Genomic DNA, 15,493 nt, shown 5'->3' with positions numbered 1-15,493 from the left:
GGATGGACCTAGGGCGAAGCAGGACTAGCCCACCCGGGTCACGGAAGGCTGCTCGGATCGGCGGGGTTGCTGCCGGCGTCTCGCTCGTCCCCGTCGAGGTACCCGTCGCCGTCGCGATCGATGCCGATGCGCGCCCCCGAGCCGGGCGGCGTGCACGTGTACGTCAGATCGTGGTGCGTCTGGGTGGCCAGCAGGCGGAGCACCGTGTCGCTGATCGGCGGGACGGCCTGCCGGTCGGAGAGGAACATGCCGTTGCCCACGTAGAGGAACCCGATCTCGTGGAGGAACCCCTGCGTCTTCGCCACGAGATCGCACTCCCCGGCGTCGGCGCGATCCATGAGCAGGTCCACGCGCGGCGCGGCCACGGCGCTGTTCGAGTGCTTGAGCGTCACCTGCTGACCCACGATCGGCGCCATGTTGGTCTCGATGGCGAGCACGTACGCCTCGAGCTGCCGGCGGATCACGTCGCCGGCCGGCGTGAACGGGATGGCGTCGGGGTTGTTCGGGAACTGGTCGGAGAACCCGATCGCGGAGAAGAAGCGGTACATCGTGTCGACGGTGCCGTTGTTCAGGATGCCGTAGCCGCGGATCTGGTCCCCCATGTGGCCGTTGTCGCGCGAGAGGAAGACGAACGGGATGTCCGCCAGGCCGAACGCGCCGACCTTGGTGTACACGTTGCGGAGCTGCGGGATCTTGAAGAGCTGCGTCTGGAAGTCGAAGACGGAGCCGCCGTTCGTCCCGAAGAAGCCGGGGAAGTCGTCGCCCGGGTTGGCGTCGGGGTCGACCACGTGGCACCCGCCGCAGCTCGCGATCGAGTTCACCACATCACCGTTGAAGAAGTCCTTCCCCGCCTGCTGATCGGGCGTGAGCGAGTTGTCGAGGGCCCGGATCGGGTTGGGCGGGTAGGTGACCTGGAGCATGAAGTCGGTGAACGCCTCCATGTCCTCGTCGGGGATGGGCCCGCTGCGCCCCATCAGATCCGGGAACGCCGCCTGGAACTGCTTGAACGCGGCCCGCTCGTCGAACGACCCCTCGTCCGGCTGGGCGCTCGGCTCGCTGTAGCCGCCGGTGCGGTCGCCGCGCCAGTGCATGGGCCCGTGGTTGGCCAATCCGCGCAGGCTCTGGGTCATCATCGGCCCCTTCATCGGGTGGAAGATGGGGTTCGTGATGGGCTGCTGGGTGATGACGTCGACGAGGCCGAAGGGGAAGGGGCCCGGGTTGGCCACGACCAGGCCGTCGGGGTTGCCGAGGTTCCAGGCCAGGTCGTCGAGGTCGCCGTAGATGTGGCAGCTCGCGCACGCCGAGTCGCCGTGGCTCGACGAGAACGAGGCGTCGTAGAGGAACCGCCGGCCGTTCACGATGCTGGCCGGCTCGGGGTTGTACATCGGGATGTGCCCCACCTCGGTCCTCGAGGTCGTGTCGATGATCGAGATGGAGTTGTCGAAGCGCGTCAGCACGTAGAGGCGACTCCTGCTCTCGTCGAGCACGACGCCGGTCGGCCCGCCGCCGGTCACCGGGATCTGGTCCGCGGCGCTGGGCACGAACGTGTCGTTCTCGAGCTGGGCCGTGCTGAACACGCCGATCTTGCTCGAGCCGAGCGCGGCGACGTACAGCGTCGCGCCGTCGCTCGTCACGGCCATCTCCTGCGGGAAGGCGAGGCTCTTCTCGTTCTCCGCGTTGGGGATCGGCGCGCAGCAGGTGCTGTAATCGATGTGCTTGTTGAGGTGCCTCGGCGCGACGCTCCCCGGGCTGAGGACGGTGATCCGGCTCTCGGCCAGGTGGCCTCGCAGGCTGCTGCCAGCGTAGAGGCCGGGCCCCTCGAAGCTCTGCATGTTGTTGGCGTCGGTGTTCGCCACGTAGACCTTCCCGTTCACCGGGTTGACGGCCATGTTGAAGAGGATCGTCCCGACGCCGGCGAAGAACCCCTCGGCGCCGCTGATCTGCTGCGGGGGATTGGCCATGGCGTCGAGGACGAAGACGTCCTTGTCGGGCAGCGAGAACCGCATCTGGTCGTCCCAGGTGCGGCCCAGCTCGTCGTACCAGTGCCCGCCGTCGTACTGCACGATGATGGCGGTCTCGGGCGCCGGGATCCCCTCGAAGTTGGTGCTGGGCCCGGGGACGCCGTCCAGCCCGAAGCCGTCGGGGACCAGCGCCTCGTTGACGGCGGCGGTGGCGTTGCCGGAGTGGAAGGCGGCCGCGTACACGCGGGTGCCGTCCGGGGTCACGGCGAGCGCGCGCGGGGTGTCGCTGAAGAGGGTGACGATGTTGAGCGGATCCCCCCCGAGCGACGCGCCGAGCTGGCCCGCGTCGAACACCCAGACGTCGGCGCGGCCCACGCCGGGCGTCGTGAGCTGCGGATCCACGAGGCCGTTCTGGCCCCGGTGGGCGGTCGTGATGAAGGCGCGGCTCCGCCCCGGGCCCGCGAACACGATGTCGCGCGGCTCATCGCCCACGAGGAGCGTGCGCGAGACCCGCGCGGCGTAGCCGCCGAGACCCAGCGTGACGACGCTCACGCTGTCCGACAGGTGGTTCACGACCCAGACCTCGTTGTTGCTGCGCGCGGCGACCGCGACCGGCTCCAGGCCGACCGGCACCGACGCGCGGTGCTCCAGGCCGCTGCTCCTGATCCGGAACACCTCGAGCCGGTTATCCGGCGTGTTGACGGCGAAGAGCAGCGTCCCGTCCGGCGAGAGGGCCAGCGGGCGGACCTGACCGCTCTCGAACGCGGTGAACGACGGCGCCGCGAGCGCCGGAGCGCCGAAGAGGGCTGATGCGGTCAAGGATGCGACGAAGGCACCTACCTGCGTCGGACGTGGAACAGGCAATCGAATCATGATCGTCTCCCCGGTGTTGAGCCGCGCCAAGGCCACAGTGCACGGAACCATGATTCTAAGTTTGGATGATTGGATAATACAAGGATGCCGTGGGGTGCGGCTCAGTTTGTTCCAGAAATGAAGTCTCCGCGCCGCTGATGTAGTCAATGGCGCGAGGGGCTCGTTGCGATGCGTCACCGTTGCTCGGAGCGCGCGTCATCGGCCGGGCTCATCCACGGATAGCGATGGTAAGCGAGAGGACATGTTCGACATTTCCCGCGCGCCTCCTGGGCATCCTCCGGGATGTGGTCACCGGGGCATCGAGCGTGTTGCTTGCACAGTCGCTCTCCGGAAGCGCGCGATCGGGGTCGAGTAGTGTCTACTTGACAGTTGTAGTGTCATGATCTAGCCTGGGCCTCGTGATGACGTACAAGCTCGACGAGCTCGCGGGCGAGGCGGGCGTGGCGCCGCGCACGGTCCGGTACTACGTGCAGCGCGGCCTGTTGCCGGCGCCCGAGTTCCGCGGGAAGGACACCTCGTACGGGCGGGAGCACCTCGCCCGGCTGCGCGCCATCAAGGCGCTCCAGCAGGCCCACTGGCCGCTGGAGGAGATCCAGGCGCGCCTCGCGGGCGCGGGCCTCCCCGAGATCGAGCGCCTCGCCTCGGGGGCGCCGCCCCGCGCGGCCCTCGCTGGCTGTCCCGGCGCGGAGGTCGCGTGTCCGCCGCCCGCGCGCGGCGGCGGCGAGCGCTGGGAGCGCATCCCGATCGCCGACGGCGTGGAGCTCCACGTGCGGGGCGACGCGCCGGAGCGCTCGCGGCGCATCGCCCTCGATATCGCGTCCCGTCACTCCACCCTTGCCCCGAGAGGCTCACGATGAGCTCGTCCCCCGAAGCGCCGCGTCCGACGTCCTGCCTGTGCTCCTCGGAGGGCCGCCCGGTCCCGCTGCGCGGCGTCTCTCTCTCCGGAGAGGTCCTCGGCGGCGCGGCGCGGCTCGTCGTGCGGCAGCGTTACCGGAACGAGGAGCGGCGGCCCATCGAGGCCGTCTACACCTTCCCGCTCCCGAGCGAGGCGACGATCGTCGGCTTCGCCATGGAGTGCGCGGGCCGGCGGCTCGAGGGGGAGGTCAAGGAGCGGGAGGAGGCGTTCCTGTCCTACGACGAGGCGGTCGCCGCCGGGCACGGCGCGGCGCTGCTCGACGAGGAGCGGCGCAACGTGTTCACCGCGAGCGTGGGCAACCTCCTGCCGGGGGAAGAGACGGTGATCGAGGTGTCGTTCGTGCAGCCGCTCCGGGCCGAGGACGGCGCGCTGCGGCTCATGATCCCGACCGTCGTCGCGCCCCGGTACATCCCGGGGGCGGCGGGGGGCGACCGGACCGGGCACGGCGCCGCGGATCCCACCGATCGCGTCCCCGACGCGGATCGCATCTCCCCCGAGATCGCGCGCGTGGGCTACGGGCTCTCCCTCGATCTCGTCTTCGACCTGGGGCGCGACGTCGCGATCGAGAGCCCGTCGCACGCGATCGAGGTGCGCTGTGAAGAGGGGTATCGCCGGCGCGTCTCGCTCCGGAGCGACGAGGCGGCGCTCGATCGGGACCTCGTGCTGCTCGCCGCGGGCGCGCCCGGCGTGCAGGCCGGCGTGGTCTGCGACAGGCAGCCCGGCCAGGAGGGGACGTTCGCGGTCACCGTGGTGCCGGACCTGTTCGACGCGAAGCGGGCCCCCGCCCGGCGCGACGTCGTGTTCGTGGTCGACGTGTCGGGCTCGATGGAGGGCGAGTCCATCGAGCAGGCGAGGCGGGCGCTCCGCCTGTGCCTCCGGCACCTCGCCGAGGGCGACCGGTTCGGGGTGATCGCCTTCTCGAGCGACTTCAGCGCCATGGATCCGTCGCTCGTGCCCTACACCCAGAAGACCCTGGAGCGCGCCGACGGGTTCGTCGCGGGCCTCGGGGCGCACGGCGGCACGGAGATGCTGGAGCCGCTGGTCGCGGCCGTGGGCATGCTCGGCGACCCGGAGCGGGACCGCGTGATCGTGCTGCTCACGGACGGCCAGGTGGGGAACGAGGCGGAGATCGTCGATCGCGTCGCCTCGCTCGGCGAGGGGGTGCGGGTCTACACGTTCGGCATCGGGACGAACGTGAGCGACCTGCTCGTGCTCGACCTCGCGCGGAGGACGCGGGGCGCCGCGGAGCTCATCCATCCAGGGGAGCGCATCGACGAGAAGGTCACGGCGCAGTTCGCGCGGGCGACGGCGGTCCGGATCGACGGGGTCGAGGCGCGCTTCGAGGGGGTCGACGTGGGCGAGCTCGCGCCGGCCGAGCCCCCGGCGCTCGTCGACGGCGAGCCGTGGGTGCTCCACGGCCGTTACGCGCAGCCGGGCGTGGGGCGCCTCCAGATCCGCGGGCGCCTGCGCGGCGAGCGGTTCTTCCTGGAGGTGCCGGTGGAGCTCGCGGCGGAGGCGTCCCGGCCCGGGCTCCCGGCGCTGTGGGCGGGGGCGCGGGTGCGGGAGCTCGAGGAGGCGGAGCGAGGGCTGTCCGGCAAGCGCGCCGAGGTGATGCGGAGGCGCATCGTGGACCTCGCGGTCCGGCACCGGGTGGCGTCGAAGCACGCGTCGTTCGTGGTGATCGAGCGGCGCACGGGCGACCGGCGGGCCCACGGGCAGCCGGAGGCGCGGCCCGTGCCGGTGAGCGCCCCGGCGGGGTGGGCGATGTCCGGTCGTCCCGACCCGAGGATCCCGACGATGGCGATGGCCGGCGCCGCGGGCGCGTTCGGCGCGGGCGCGGCGGGCGCGTTCGGGGCGGGCGCGGCGGGCGCGTTCGGCGCGGGCGCGCGCTTCATGATGAAGGCCGCCGATGCGATGCTCGCCCGCGGCGTGGCGCCCGCGGCGGCGCGGGCCGCGAGCCACCTCGTGCCCCCGGCGGGCGGCGCGGTGATGCCGTCGATCGCGCGGGCGAGCTTCGACGATCGCGACGCGGCCGCCCTGCCGCGCTCCTTCGCCTCGAGGGGCGCCGCCGCGCCGGCCGCCCCCGCGAGGCCGCAGGTCGCCGCCGCGCCGGCCGCGCCCCCGGCGCCCGCGCCGGGCGCGGCGCCCGGAGGGGCCTCTGCCGGCGGGGTCGACGTGGGGCGCGTCTTCGAGGAGCAGCTCGCGTCCGGGCTCTGGGAGAGGGGAGAGTCGACCGATCTCGGGCGACTCACCAGCACGGCGCTGTGCCTCGCGACGTGCCATGCGCAGGGCGTCGACTCGGCCCATCCCATCTACGGCGCCCAGGTGGCCAAGGCCGTGGAGGCGCTCGCCGCGCTCTCGGCGTCACTGCTCCAGCGCGGCGGCGCCGACCGCGAGGTGGCCGCGGCGCTCGCGGCGGCTTACCTCGTCGCGAGCGGGCGGCGGCTCAAGGCGCGGGTCCAGGAGGCCGCGGCGGCCGCCGCGTCGGGGCCGGCGCGCGCGCTCCTCGGCGAGCTCGGGGACGCCGGCGCGCTCAGGAGGCGGGTCGAGGCGCTGCGCGGCGCGTGACCGCCTCGCGCGTCGCTCACCGCACCGGCGGCGGATCCGCGGGAGTCCCCGCCTGCGCCGGCGTCGCGGCGCCGGTGAGGTAACCCAGGATCGCGTCGGAGATGGCCCGCCGCAGCGCGTCGTCGTCGACGCCAGGCGGCGGATCGAGGGCCGCGGCGTGGACGAGCTCCTCGAACATGCGCAGGACCACGTAGGTGGCGAGCTCGAGATCCGGCTGGACGATCTCCGGCCTGTGGCTCGATAGCAGGCGTCGAGTCCGGTCGAATACCGCCTGGCTGGCCGCGCTCAGCGCGCGCCGCTGCTCCAGCGTCGGCAGCTCGGCGTGGAGGAGCTGCGCGAGCCGCGGCTCTGCCCGGTGGAGCTCGAGGCTCCTCGCGACGATCCTCTCCGTCGCCGCCCGCAGCGAGGCGCCGGAGGTGGCCTCGTCGACCTGCTCGATGAGCTCCAGCATGTGGCGCACGTGGCGCTCGTGCAGCGCGGTGACGAGGGCGTCCTTGTTCGGGAAGTACTGGTACACCGACCCGACGCTCACGCCGGCGATCCGGGCGATCTGGTTCGTGTTCGCCCCGTCGTAGCCGTGCGCGTCGAAAACGCGAGCTGCGGCCTCGACGATGGTCTCCACGAGGAAGCGTGAACGCGCCTGGCGAGGCTCCTTGCGCGGCTTCTGCGGGCCCCTCATCGTCCCTCTCCCCAACGCGAGTTTCCGTGGTTTGCCGGGTCGCTAGGCTGGCGGATCATGAACACGTCGAACGCATCCTCGCACAAGCTGCTCCCGCCGATCCTCCTCCTCCTCGTCGTGGCGGCCATGGGGCTGACGCACGCCGTCCTGCCGCGCCCCTCGGTGCTCCCGGCGGCGTATCGCTGGAGCGGCCTTGTGCCGCTCGCGCTCGGGATCGCCGTGGCCGTCGCGGCGCGCGCGCAGTTCGCGCGGGCCGCGACGGAGATCAACACCTTTGCCGAGCCCACGCGGCTCGTGACCGGCGGGCTGTTCCGGCTGTCCAGGAACCCGATGTACCTCGGCATGGGCCTCGCCGCCGCGGGCGCGGCGATGCTGAGCGGCACGGCGGCGGCGTTCCTGCTCGCGGCCGCCTTCGTCGTGGTCGTCGACCGCTGGTACATCGCGTTCGAGGAGCGCCGGATGCGCGCCCGGTTCGGCGTCCTGTACGAGGCCTACGCCCGCTCGACGCGGCGCTGGTTCTGACCGGGGGCCGCGCCCGGGGCCGCGGTGGCGCGCTCAGGGATACGTGTCGTCCCGGCCCGCGGCGCCGGCCCCCGGGCGGGCGCCGCCGTCCGGGCGGGCCTCGCCGCCAGGGCTGCCCGCCTCCTGCGCTGTCCCGCTCACCACGATCTCGAGGCGCGGATCCGGCGGCTGCGCGGGGGCGCCGCCGGCCGCATCGGCGGGGGGCAGGTCGGCGAAGCTCGCGAGGCTCAGGCGCGCGGTGGGCAGGCCAGCCTCCTTGGGCTGCGCCAGAAAGAGCATCACGGCGCGCGCCCGCGCGACCGTCACGTCCCAGCCGTTGCGCCACGCCACGGTCGGCGCGCCGCTCACGGTGTGGCCGACGACGTGGTAGCCGAGCGCCTGGAGCGGCTCGCTCCCGCGGACGATCGCGGCCAGCTCGCGCAGCGCCTTCTCCCCTGCCGCGGAGAGCGCGTCGCGGTTTCCCTTGAACAGGAGCCGGGTCGGGATCGAGATCACGACATCGCCGTCCCGCGGCGCGACCGTGATCTCGCCGGTGGCGAGCGGCTGGAACGCCCTCAGGACGGCGCTGTCCGGCTCCGGCCGCGCTCCGGCCGGCTCGCCGCGCTGCGCGCTCGCGCCCGGGTCGATGCCCGAGACGTCCAGGCGGTCGGCGTCCCCTGGCACCGGCGCCGCGGCGCCCGGCCGCGAGGCTTGCTCTTCGAGTCGGCGGATGCGCTGCTCGCTGCTCTGCAGGTCGCGCTGGAGGCGATCGATCTTGTCGAGCTGCGCCTGCCACTCGAACTCGGTGTAACCGCACCCGACGAGGAGCGCGGGCGCGAGCAGCGCGAGCAGGCGCGCGGCGGCGCGGCGCCTGCCGCCCGGGCCCTGCCGCCGGCCGGGGCGCGCTCCGGCCGGGGAGCCGACGCGCGCCGTGCCGCCCTCGGAGACAGGGAGGGGAGGGGAGAGCCCCACACGTCCCTTCGCGCTCACCGCGGTGACACCCTGGGCAGGCCAATGCACGTGACAGGCTCCTTCCTCGTTCCTCGCCGGATTCTTCGGGTCGGTCCTCGGCGCGCCGGTGCGCCGTCGCGCCGAAGGGAGCGGGAGCCTATCCGAGCCGCCCTGGTCCGACAAGACGCGCGCCGCGTGGAGGCCCAGGCGAGCAGGCGCTCGATCTCGGTCGTCAGTCGTCACATCGCTGGTGGCTGGAGGTGCCAGTGGAGCTCGCCGCGGCGGCGTCCCGGGCTCTCGGCGCCGTGGGCGGGGCGCGGGGTGGGCGATGTCCGCCCGCTCGCGGGTGGTGCGGCCCTCTGGGGGCTCACCGGAGGGGCTGAAGTGCAGGCGAGCCACAAAAGGGGCTCGCCGGAACGCAAGCCCCGGAGGTGAGCCCCCAGAGGGCCGCACCACCCGCGAGCGCCCGGTGGGGATGGCCGCCGTCCCGGCCGCGATGGCCGCGCCGCGCGGGCTCGGCGAGCTCGTGGATGCGGGGCGCTCAGGAGGAGGGGCGATGCGCTGCGGAGCCGCCGGCGCGATCCTCGACCGCAGTGACGACACCGGCCCGTCCACGACCGTCCTTGAAAAACGCATGTCGCGTCCTGCTCACCATTCCGCCATCGGTAAAACGAGCGAATCCCTGCTATCCCAATGCTCCTGATCGAGAGCCCCCCATCATGGATCTCGTGGTAGGATGGAAGGTGATATGAACGGAATTTCAATAAAATTCAGCGCGTGCGGCATTGCGTCGTCGGCCCTCTTGCTCGCCGTGAACGCGGCGGCCGCCTCGGCCAAGGTCGCGCTCATTCATTCCAATCCGGGCCTGGGAGAGGTCACCGCGAACGTCGCCGCGCTCGACGCCCTCGTCGAGGAGGCGTTCCAGAATGGCGCCGATATCGTGGTGACCCCCGAGCTCGCCACCACGGGCTTCTCGATCACCAGGGAAGAGGCGGTGGACAGCCTCGGGTTCACCTCTCCGTACCCCGAGCTGGACAACGTCCGCGATCTCGCCATGGCGTACCACGGTTATGTCGCCGTCGGCATCGCCGAGGTGACCCCCTCGGAGGGCGTATACAACACCATGGTGCTCTTCGGTCCCGACGGGCTCATCGAGACGCAGCAGAAGCGGGGGCTCTCCGGCTGGCACGACGCCGGCGACATCCCCTTCGACGTCATCACGACGCCTTACGGGGACCTCGGAATGCTCATCTGCTCCGATTCGTACCTTCCGGACTGGACGCGCATCATCGCGCTGGAGGGCGCGGACATCGTCCTGGTGCCGGCCAACTGGTGGGGGCGCGACGGGCAGGAGGAGATCTGGCAGACGCGCGCCAGGGAGAACGGCCTGTGGTTCCTCGCAGCGAACCGGTGGGGGACCGAGGTCGACGAGCGCTTCGGCGCTCCCTTCACCTACTACATGAACGACGCCCCGTCCGCCGCGATCAGCCCGGATGGGGACATCCAGCTCATCTACCGGACGGAGGACGACCCGCTGTCTCCCGGCGACACGATCCTGTACCAGACCGTGGTCGTTCCCGACGAGCGGATCGGGAACGCGAGCAACCCGGCCTACTCGCTCAGCCACCGGGAGCCGAGCGCGTACGGCGCGATCGCGAACCCGTACTACCGGCGCGATCTCGGCTACGAGCCGGCGCCCGGCCTGCCCACCGCGGGGCCTGTGCGCGTGGCGTCGATGGCTTACGAGCCGGCGCTCTTCCCTGCGCACAACATCACGACCATCAACCAGCTCTGGTCCATGCGGAGCCAGGACGCCGACGTGCTCGTCCTGCCGGGATTAGGGGTCTCCGTCCTGCCGGTGAGCTCGTCCAGCTCTGGCTGGCACTCGGCGTTCCCCTGGTCTGCGCTCCAGGGCTTCGTCGAGCAGAACGGGCTCTCCCTGCTGGTCACGACGGCGATCGAGTACGAGCACCAGGCGACATTGCGCGAGTCCCTGGTGCTCGTCCGTCCGGGGATGCCTCCCTCGCTGCACGCCCAGATCCACGACACCCCCTTCCTCGCGAACGGCAGCGGGGCCGAGCCGGTGCTGCTCGATCTCCCGAACGCCCGCGTCGGCGTGCTCACCGGGCAGGACGCCCTGTTCCCCGAGACAGGGACCCACCTCGCCAAGGCAGGAGCCGACCTCGTGCTCATCACCTCGACCTCGGGCTCGCGCGCGCCGAACGACCCGCTGAGCAGCATCGGCTACCACTGGGACGTCGACGCGCTCCGACGCATGTGGAAGACCCGCACGAACGAGGTGGTGCACCTGGCGGCCTCTGACTGGACGGGCAACGGCATCCTCGTCGCGAACGGCGGAGGCTACATCAGCAACATGGAAGACGTCGGCGCCGGCGGCCGGCTCAAGATCATGAGCCTGGACACGAGCACGGTGCGCCAGAAGTTCCTGAACAGTTACTATCCATTCGATCTCGCGGCCCTCCTCGACGACTGACCGCGCGATGCGCCGTCCCGTGCCGCGCCGGGCTGTCGCTGGGCGCGGCGCCGGCGCCGCCCGGACGTCCTCCGCCGAAGGATCCCCCCGTGCTCCGCGAGACGGGGTATACTCCGCGGTATGGTCAAGCCCTCGACGCGCGAGGCACGCCACGACCGGGCGAGGCGGAGCCCCGCCCGCGCCTTGATGGTCCTTGGCACGGCATCGAACGTGGGAAAATCGTTGTTGGTCGTGGCGCTGGGGCGCTGGCTGCGCCGCCGCGGCGTCGATGTGGCGCCCTTCAAAGCGCAGAATATCGCCCTCAACTCCTATGTGACGCCGGACGGCGCCGAGATCGGCTGGGCTCAAGCGCAGCAGGCGTTCGCGGCCGGCGTCACCCCTCACGCCGACATGAATCCGGTGCTGCTCAAGCCGGGGGCCGCCGCCTCGGTGCAGGTCGTGGTGCGCGGCAAGGTGTCTCCGGAGCTCGGCGAGCTGCCGCCCGATCGGCGGCACAGCGCCCTGCGTCCCATCATCCTCGAGAGCTACCGCCGGTGCTCGACCCGCCACGACGTCGTCCTGATCGAGGGGGCCGGCAGCGCGGCGGAGATGAACATCAAGGCGCGGGACGTCTCGAACCTCTGGGTGGCGAGGGCCGTGGGCGCGCCGTGCCTGCTCGTGGCGGACATCGATCGAGGCGGCGTCTTCGCGTCGATCCTCGGCACGCTCTCGCTGCTCACCCCCTCGGAGCGGCGCCTCATCGCGGGGTTCGTCATCAACAAGTTTCACGGCGATAGCCGGCTCTTCGCCGACGGCGTGCGCTTCTTGGAGGAGCGCAGCGGCAAGCCGTGCCTGGGCGTGATCCCTCACCTGCCGGACATCTGCCTGAAGGCCGAGGACAGCGTGGCGCTCGCCGACGGGCCGCCCAGCGCGGGCGCGGACGACAGCCAGGCGCTGGCCATCGGCGTCGTGCAACTCCCCCACATCGCCAACCACACCGATTTCGACCCCTTGACGCGGGAGCCGGGTGTGCGGCTGGTCTACGTGACGCGCCCGGAGCAGGTGGCCAGCGTCGATCTGCTCATCCTCCCCGGCAGCAAGGCGACCGTCGCGGATCTGAGGTGGCTGCGCGAGCGCGGGCTGGCGGACGCGCTCGCCCGGCGCCGCGCGCGCGGCGGCCGCATCCTCGGGATCTGCGGCGGCATGCAGATGCTGGGGCAGAGCATCGAAGATCCTCACAAGGTCGAGGACGAGACCGGCGAGCCTGTCCAAGGCATCGGGCTGCTCCCCGTGAGGACGATCATGAGCGCTCGCAAGACGACGACCCAGGCGACCGCCGTGCTCGCCGAGCCGCGTCCGGGCGTGGGGGAGCTCGTGGGCTACGAGATTCACATGGGCTCGACCGAGCGCACCGACCCGGGCTGCAGGCCGCTGTTGCACCTGAGGCGGGCCGGCAGCGGAGACGTCGTCCTGGACGGGGCGCAGACGGAGGATGGCCGCGTGTCCGGCACCTATCTGCACGGCCTGCTCGACAACGACGCGTTCCGCCTTCACCTCGTGAACACCCTGCGAGGAGAGCGCGGCTGGCCGGCTCTGCCGGGCGTGCGCTCCTATCTCTCGGGCGGCTATGACGCCGAAATCGATCGCTGGACAGGCCACGTCATGCGGCACCTGGACGCGTCCTCTCTCTCTGGGATGCTGATCGGCGATGCGCCGCCGGGCATGCAGCCGGGGGGGCAAGGTTGACGTCTCATCGTCACCGGGACATGTTCGCCCCACACGTCGCGGCGGAGGGGCCAGCGTTGGCGAGGTCGAGCGGCAGAGCCGGGGCCACGGAGGAGGCGGCGCGGCACCCCGCCAGCCGCCCGGCCCGTCGCGCCTTCGTCCTCGGGGCGGCCTCCTCGGCGCTGCTCGCCTGGGCGTGCGACCCGCGCCCGCCTGCGGAGCGCGCCGACGCTCTTCGCATCATCTCGCTCGCCCCTTCCATCACCGAGACGCTCTTCGCCATGGGCGCGGACGAGAGCGTCGTGGGCGTGAGCGATTACTGCGACTACCCCGAGGGCGCGCAGCGCCGGCCCAGGGCGGGCACCGCGCTGACCCCGAACATCGAGGCGATCGCGAGCCTGCGCCCGACCCTCATCCTCAGCCAGCGCGCCCAGGGCTCGCGCGTGGAGGCGCTCAGGGCGATCGCGCGCACCGAGCTGCTGCCCTGGCTGACCCTCTCGGAGGTGCTCAGCAGCACGCGAGCGCTCGGCCGGCTGACGTCGCGTGAAGCCGCCGCGGAGGCGCTGGCCGCCACGCTCGAGGAGCGGCTCTCCCAAAGGCCTCCGGAGGGGGCCCCGCGCGTGCTCATGGTGCTCGGCTCCACCCCAGGGAAGATGAGCGAGATCTGGTTCCTCCGGCGCAACGCGCTCCACGGAACGGTGCTCGAGGCGGCCGGCGGCCGCAACGCGGTCGCAGAGGATATCTCCCGAACTCCCAACCTGCCGCTGGAGCGGGTCATCGCGCTGGACCCGGAGGTGGTGCTCATCCTCGTCGGCGTCGATCGGATCGAGGACAGCGTGGAAGCTCGCTATATCGCCGACTGGAAGGCGCTGCCGATCGCCGCGGCAAAGCGGGGTGCCATCCGTGTCATTCACGGCCCTGAGGTCAAGTCGACCGGGCCGCGTATACTGGGGCTCCTTGACAAGGTCACCGCGGCCATCCACGATGCGACCGCACATCCCCGATGACAGTCCTCGAGTTCGACCATGTCACGGTTCAGGTGGGCGCGCACAGGCTGCTCGACGACGTCACGCTGCGCCTCAGCGAGTCCGAGTTCGTCGCGGTCGTGGGCCCCAACGGCGCCGGAAAGACGACGCTGGTGCGCGTGGCGCTCGGTGTCATCCGGCCGTCCTCGGGCCGAGTGCTCGTCGATGGCGAGGCGCTCTCCTCGCTGTCCGGGAGGAGGCGCGCGGCGAAGCTCGGGTGGCTGCCGCAGCGCGGGGTCGTCCTCGAGCCGATCCCGGCCGTGGACTTCGTCGCCGCGGCCCGGTTTCGCTTCAGGGAGAGCCGGGGGCGCTCGCTCGCCGCGGCGCAGGAGGCGCTGGCCTCGGTGGGGGCGGCGGCGCTCGGGGGCCGCCTCATCACCGACATCTCTGGCGGCGAGTTGCAGCGCGTCCTCGTCGCGGCGCTCCTCGCCCAGGAGACGCCGCTCGTGCTGCTGGACGAGCCTGCAAACCACCTCGATCCGGCGCAGCAGTTCGAGCTCTACGGGCAGCTCGCGCGCCTCTGGCGCTCGGGCCGGAGCGTCCTCTGCGTCACCCACGACGCGAACGCACTCGCGTACTCGGTCCACCACAGCGAGATCGATCGTCTGAGCGTGGTGGGGATGAAGAACGGGCGCATCGAGTTCGTGACGAGCTATGGCGCGGCGGAGTTCGGGGCCTCGCTCGGCGCCCTGTTCGGCGTCCGGATGCGGGCGGTGGACGTGGGGGGCCGGCGCCTGTTCGTGATCGAGCCGCCCGGCGCAGCTCCGCTCGCATGAGCCCCCGCGCCCGCGCCGGGGCGAGAATGGTCGCGCTCGTGCTGGGCGCCGCGCTCATCGTCGGCGTGTCCCCCTTCGTCGGCCCTCCGCTGGTCGGAGAGAGCGCTGAGTTCATCTTCTGGCAGCTCCGCGTGCCGCGCGTGCTGATGGCGGTCCTGGTCGGGGGGACGCTCTCGCTGGTCGGCGCGACCTACCAGGTGATCTTCTTCAACCCGCTGGCCACGCCCAGCACCGTCGGGACGACGGCGGGGGCGACGTTCGGCGCCCTGGTGGCCATCGTGTTCGGGGTCCGCAGCATGGTCTGGGGAGAGCTGCCGGTCCTCACCCTGTCTGCGTTCCTCGGGGCGCTGGGGGTGAGCGCGGCGGTGACGTTCGTCGCGTTGAGCAGGCGGGCGCGCAACAATGACATCATCCTCGCCGGCATCGCCAGCTCCCTCGCCGTCGGCGCCGCGTCGTCGGCCATCCAATTCTCTGCCGACGAGACCGCCGCGCTCGCCGCGGTGCGCTGGTCGCTCGGGTACCTGCCGCAGGTGGGATACCGTGGCATCGCCCTCTTGCTGCCGTTCGCCTCGATCACGGCGCTGGGCTTGATCGGCCTGTCGCGCTCCCTCGACGCCCTCGCGGCCGGCGAGGAGCTCGCGCATAGCCGGGGCATGAACGTCCCGCTGGTCCGTGCGATCGCGATCGGCTGCGGGGCGCTCGGCGTCGCCGGGTGCGTCGCCTGGTGCGGCCCGATCGCCTTCGTCGAGCTGATGGTGCCCCACGTCGTCCGGCTCACGCTCGGGAGCAACCGGCGCGTGCTGCTGCCCATGTCCCTGGTCGTGGGCGGCGCATTCCTGGCGCTATGCGACACGATCGCGCGAACCCTCATCGCAGGCGCCGAGCTGCCGGTCGGGGTCATCACCGCCGCGCTCGGCGCGCCGACCCTGGTGTACCTGATCGCGCGACAGTACAGGTGAAATAATTTGTCGTTGTTGTATCATTGTCGTGCGACAATGGTAATGATTGATACGGGTTGAGCGTTGCTTTAAAGTGGTCATCTCGG

11 protein-coding genes are annotated in these 15,493 nt (G+C 71.9%); 8 read left to right on the top strand and 3 right to left on the bottom strand.

What is annotated here, in order from left to right; translation table 11 throughout:
• Positions 1-38: 38 nt before the first annotated feature.
• The gene (locus WMF31_RS27265; protein ID WP_436604745.1) at positions 39-2,834 is read right to left on the bottom strand and encodes a YncE family protein; all 2,796 of its coding nucleotides are present in this window, start codon (positions 2,832-2,834) and stop codon (positions 39-41) included.
• Positions 2,835-3,235: 401 nt separating this feature from the next.
• On the opposite strand from WMF31_RS27265, the gene WMF31_RS27260 reads away from it, so the two are divergent.
• Positions 3,236-3,691, top strand: a complete 456-nt coding sequence (locus WMF31_RS27260) for a helix-turn-helix domain-containing protein (RefSeq protein WP_436606606.1) — start codon at positions 3,236-3,238, stop codon at positions 3,689-3,691.
• Entirely contained in the window at positions 3,688-6,318 is a 2,631-nt protein-coding gene (locus tag WMF31_RS27255) for a VIT domain-containing protein (protein WP_436604744.1), read from the top strand. The genes WMF31_RS27260 and WMF31_RS27255 overlap by 4 nt, the downstream gene beginning before the upstream one ends.
• A 16-nt stretch (positions 6,319-6,334) precedes the next feature.
• Here the strand turns inward: WMF31_RS27255 and WMF31_RS27250 are convergent, their stop codons facing one another.
• Complete coding sequence (locus WMF31_RS27250; RefSeq protein ID WP_129346744.1) at positions 6,335-6,997, bottom strand: TetR/AcrR family transcriptional regulator; 663 nt, start codon at positions 6,995-6,997, stop codon at positions 6,335-6,337.
• Between the two features lie 57 nt (positions 6,998-7,054).
• Between WMF31_RS27250 and WMF31_RS27245 the strand changes: the two genes are divergently transcribed.
• On the top strand, positions 7,055-7,519 hold the full coding sequence (locus WMF31_RS27245; protein WP_436604743.1) for a methyltransferase family protein: 465 nt from the start codon (positions 7,055-7,057) through the stop codon (positions 7,517-7,519).
• 33 nt (positions 7,520-7,552) lie between these two features.
• On the opposite strand, the gene WMF31_RS27240 is transcribed toward WMF31_RS27245, so the two are convergent.
• On the bottom strand, positions 7,553-8,518 hold the full coding sequence (locus WMF31_RS27240) for an OmpA/MotB family protein (protein ID WP_436604742.1): 966 nt from the start codon (positions 8,516-8,518) through the stop codon (positions 7,553-7,555).
• Positions 8,519-9,197: 679 nt separating this feature from the next.
• On the opposite strand from WMF31_RS27240, the gene WMF31_RS27235 reads away from it, so the two are divergent.
• The 5 genes from WMF31_RS27235 (at position 9,198) to WMF31_RS27215 (ending at position 15,407) form a co-directional block, all read left to right on the top strand.
• Positions 9,198-10,943, top strand: a complete 1,746-nt coding sequence (locus WMF31_RS27235) for a nitrilase-related carbon-nitrogen hydrolase (RefSeq protein ID WP_436604741.1) — start codon at positions 9,198-9,200, stop codon at positions 10,941-10,943.
• 120 nt (positions 10,944-11,063) lie between these two features.
• Entirely contained in the window at positions 11,064-12,668 is a 1,605-nt protein-coding gene (locus tag WMF31_RS27230) for a cobyric acid synthase (protein ID WP_165373123.1), read from the top strand.
• 56 nt (positions 12,669-12,724) lie between these two features.
• Positions 12,725-13,654, top strand: coding sequence for an ABC transporter substrate-binding protein (locus tag WMF31_RS27225; protein WP_129346749.1), 930 nt, complete (start codon positions 12,725-12,727; stop codon positions 13,652-13,654).
• Positions 13,651-14,448, top strand: a complete 798-nt coding sequence (locus tag WMF31_RS27220; RefSeq protein WP_129346750.1) for an ABC transporter ATP-binding protein — start codon at positions 13,651-13,653, stop codon at positions 14,446-14,448. The genes WMF31_RS27225 and WMF31_RS27220 overlap by 4 nt, the downstream gene beginning before the upstream one ends.
• A complete protein-coding gene (locus tag WMF31_RS27215; protein ID WP_242516052.1) occupies positions 14,445-15,407 on the top strand; it encodes a FecCD family ABC transporter permease in 963 nt (320 codons plus the stop codon). The genes WMF31_RS27220 and WMF31_RS27215 overlap by 4 nt, the downstream gene beginning before the upstream one ends.
• The last annotated feature ends 86 nt before the right edge of the window (positions 15,408-15,493 follow it).

It is taken from the genome of Sorangium sp. So ce1036, assembly GCF_051369805.1.
GTDB classification, from domain to species: domain Bacteria; phylum Myxococcota_A; class Polyangia; order Polyangiales; family Polyangiaceae; genus Sorangium; species Sorangium cellulosum_F.
This window is presented reverse-complemented; position numbering and strand designations above follow the sequence as displayed.

Bases quoted from the DNA above. Each gene is read 5' to 3' on its own strand.
- WMF31_RS27255 (WP_436604744.1), top strand. From the start codon at position 3,688: ATGAGCTCGTCCCCCGAAGCGCCGCGTCCGACGTCCTGCCTGTGCTCC.
- WMF31_RS27230 (WP_165373123.1), top strand. From the start codon at position 11,064: ATGGTCAAGCCCTCGACGCGCGAGGCACGCCACGACCGGGCGAGGCGG.
- WMF31_RS27250 (WP_129346744.1), bottom strand. From the start codon at position 6,997: ATGAGGGGCCCGCAGAAGCCGCGCAAGGAGCCTCGCCAGGCGCGTTCA.
- WMF31_RS27260 (WP_436606606.1), top strand. From the start codon at position 3,236: ATGACGTACAAGCTCGACGAGCTCGCGGGCGAGGCGGGCGTGGCGCCG.
- WMF31_RS27220 (WP_129346750.1), top strand. From the start codon at position 13,651: ATGACAGTCCTCGAGTTCGACCATGTCACGGTTCAGGTGGGCGCGCAC.
- WMF31_RS27265 (WP_436604745.1), bottom strand. From the start codon at position 2,834: ATGATTCGATTGCCTGTTCCACGTCCGACGCAGGTAGGTGCCTTCGTC.
- WMF31_RS27215 (WP_242516052.1), top strand. From the start codon at position 14,445: ATGAGCCCCCGCGCCCGCGCCGGGGCGAGAATGGTCGCGCTCGTGCTG.
- WMF31_RS27235 (WP_436604741.1), top strand. From the start codon at position 9,198: ATGAACGGAATTTCAATAAAATTCAGCGCGTGCGGCATTGCGTCGTCG.
- WMF31_RS27245 (WP_436604743.1), top strand. From the start codon at position 7,055: ATGAACACGTCGAACGCATCCTCGCACAAGCTGCTCCCGCCGATCCTC.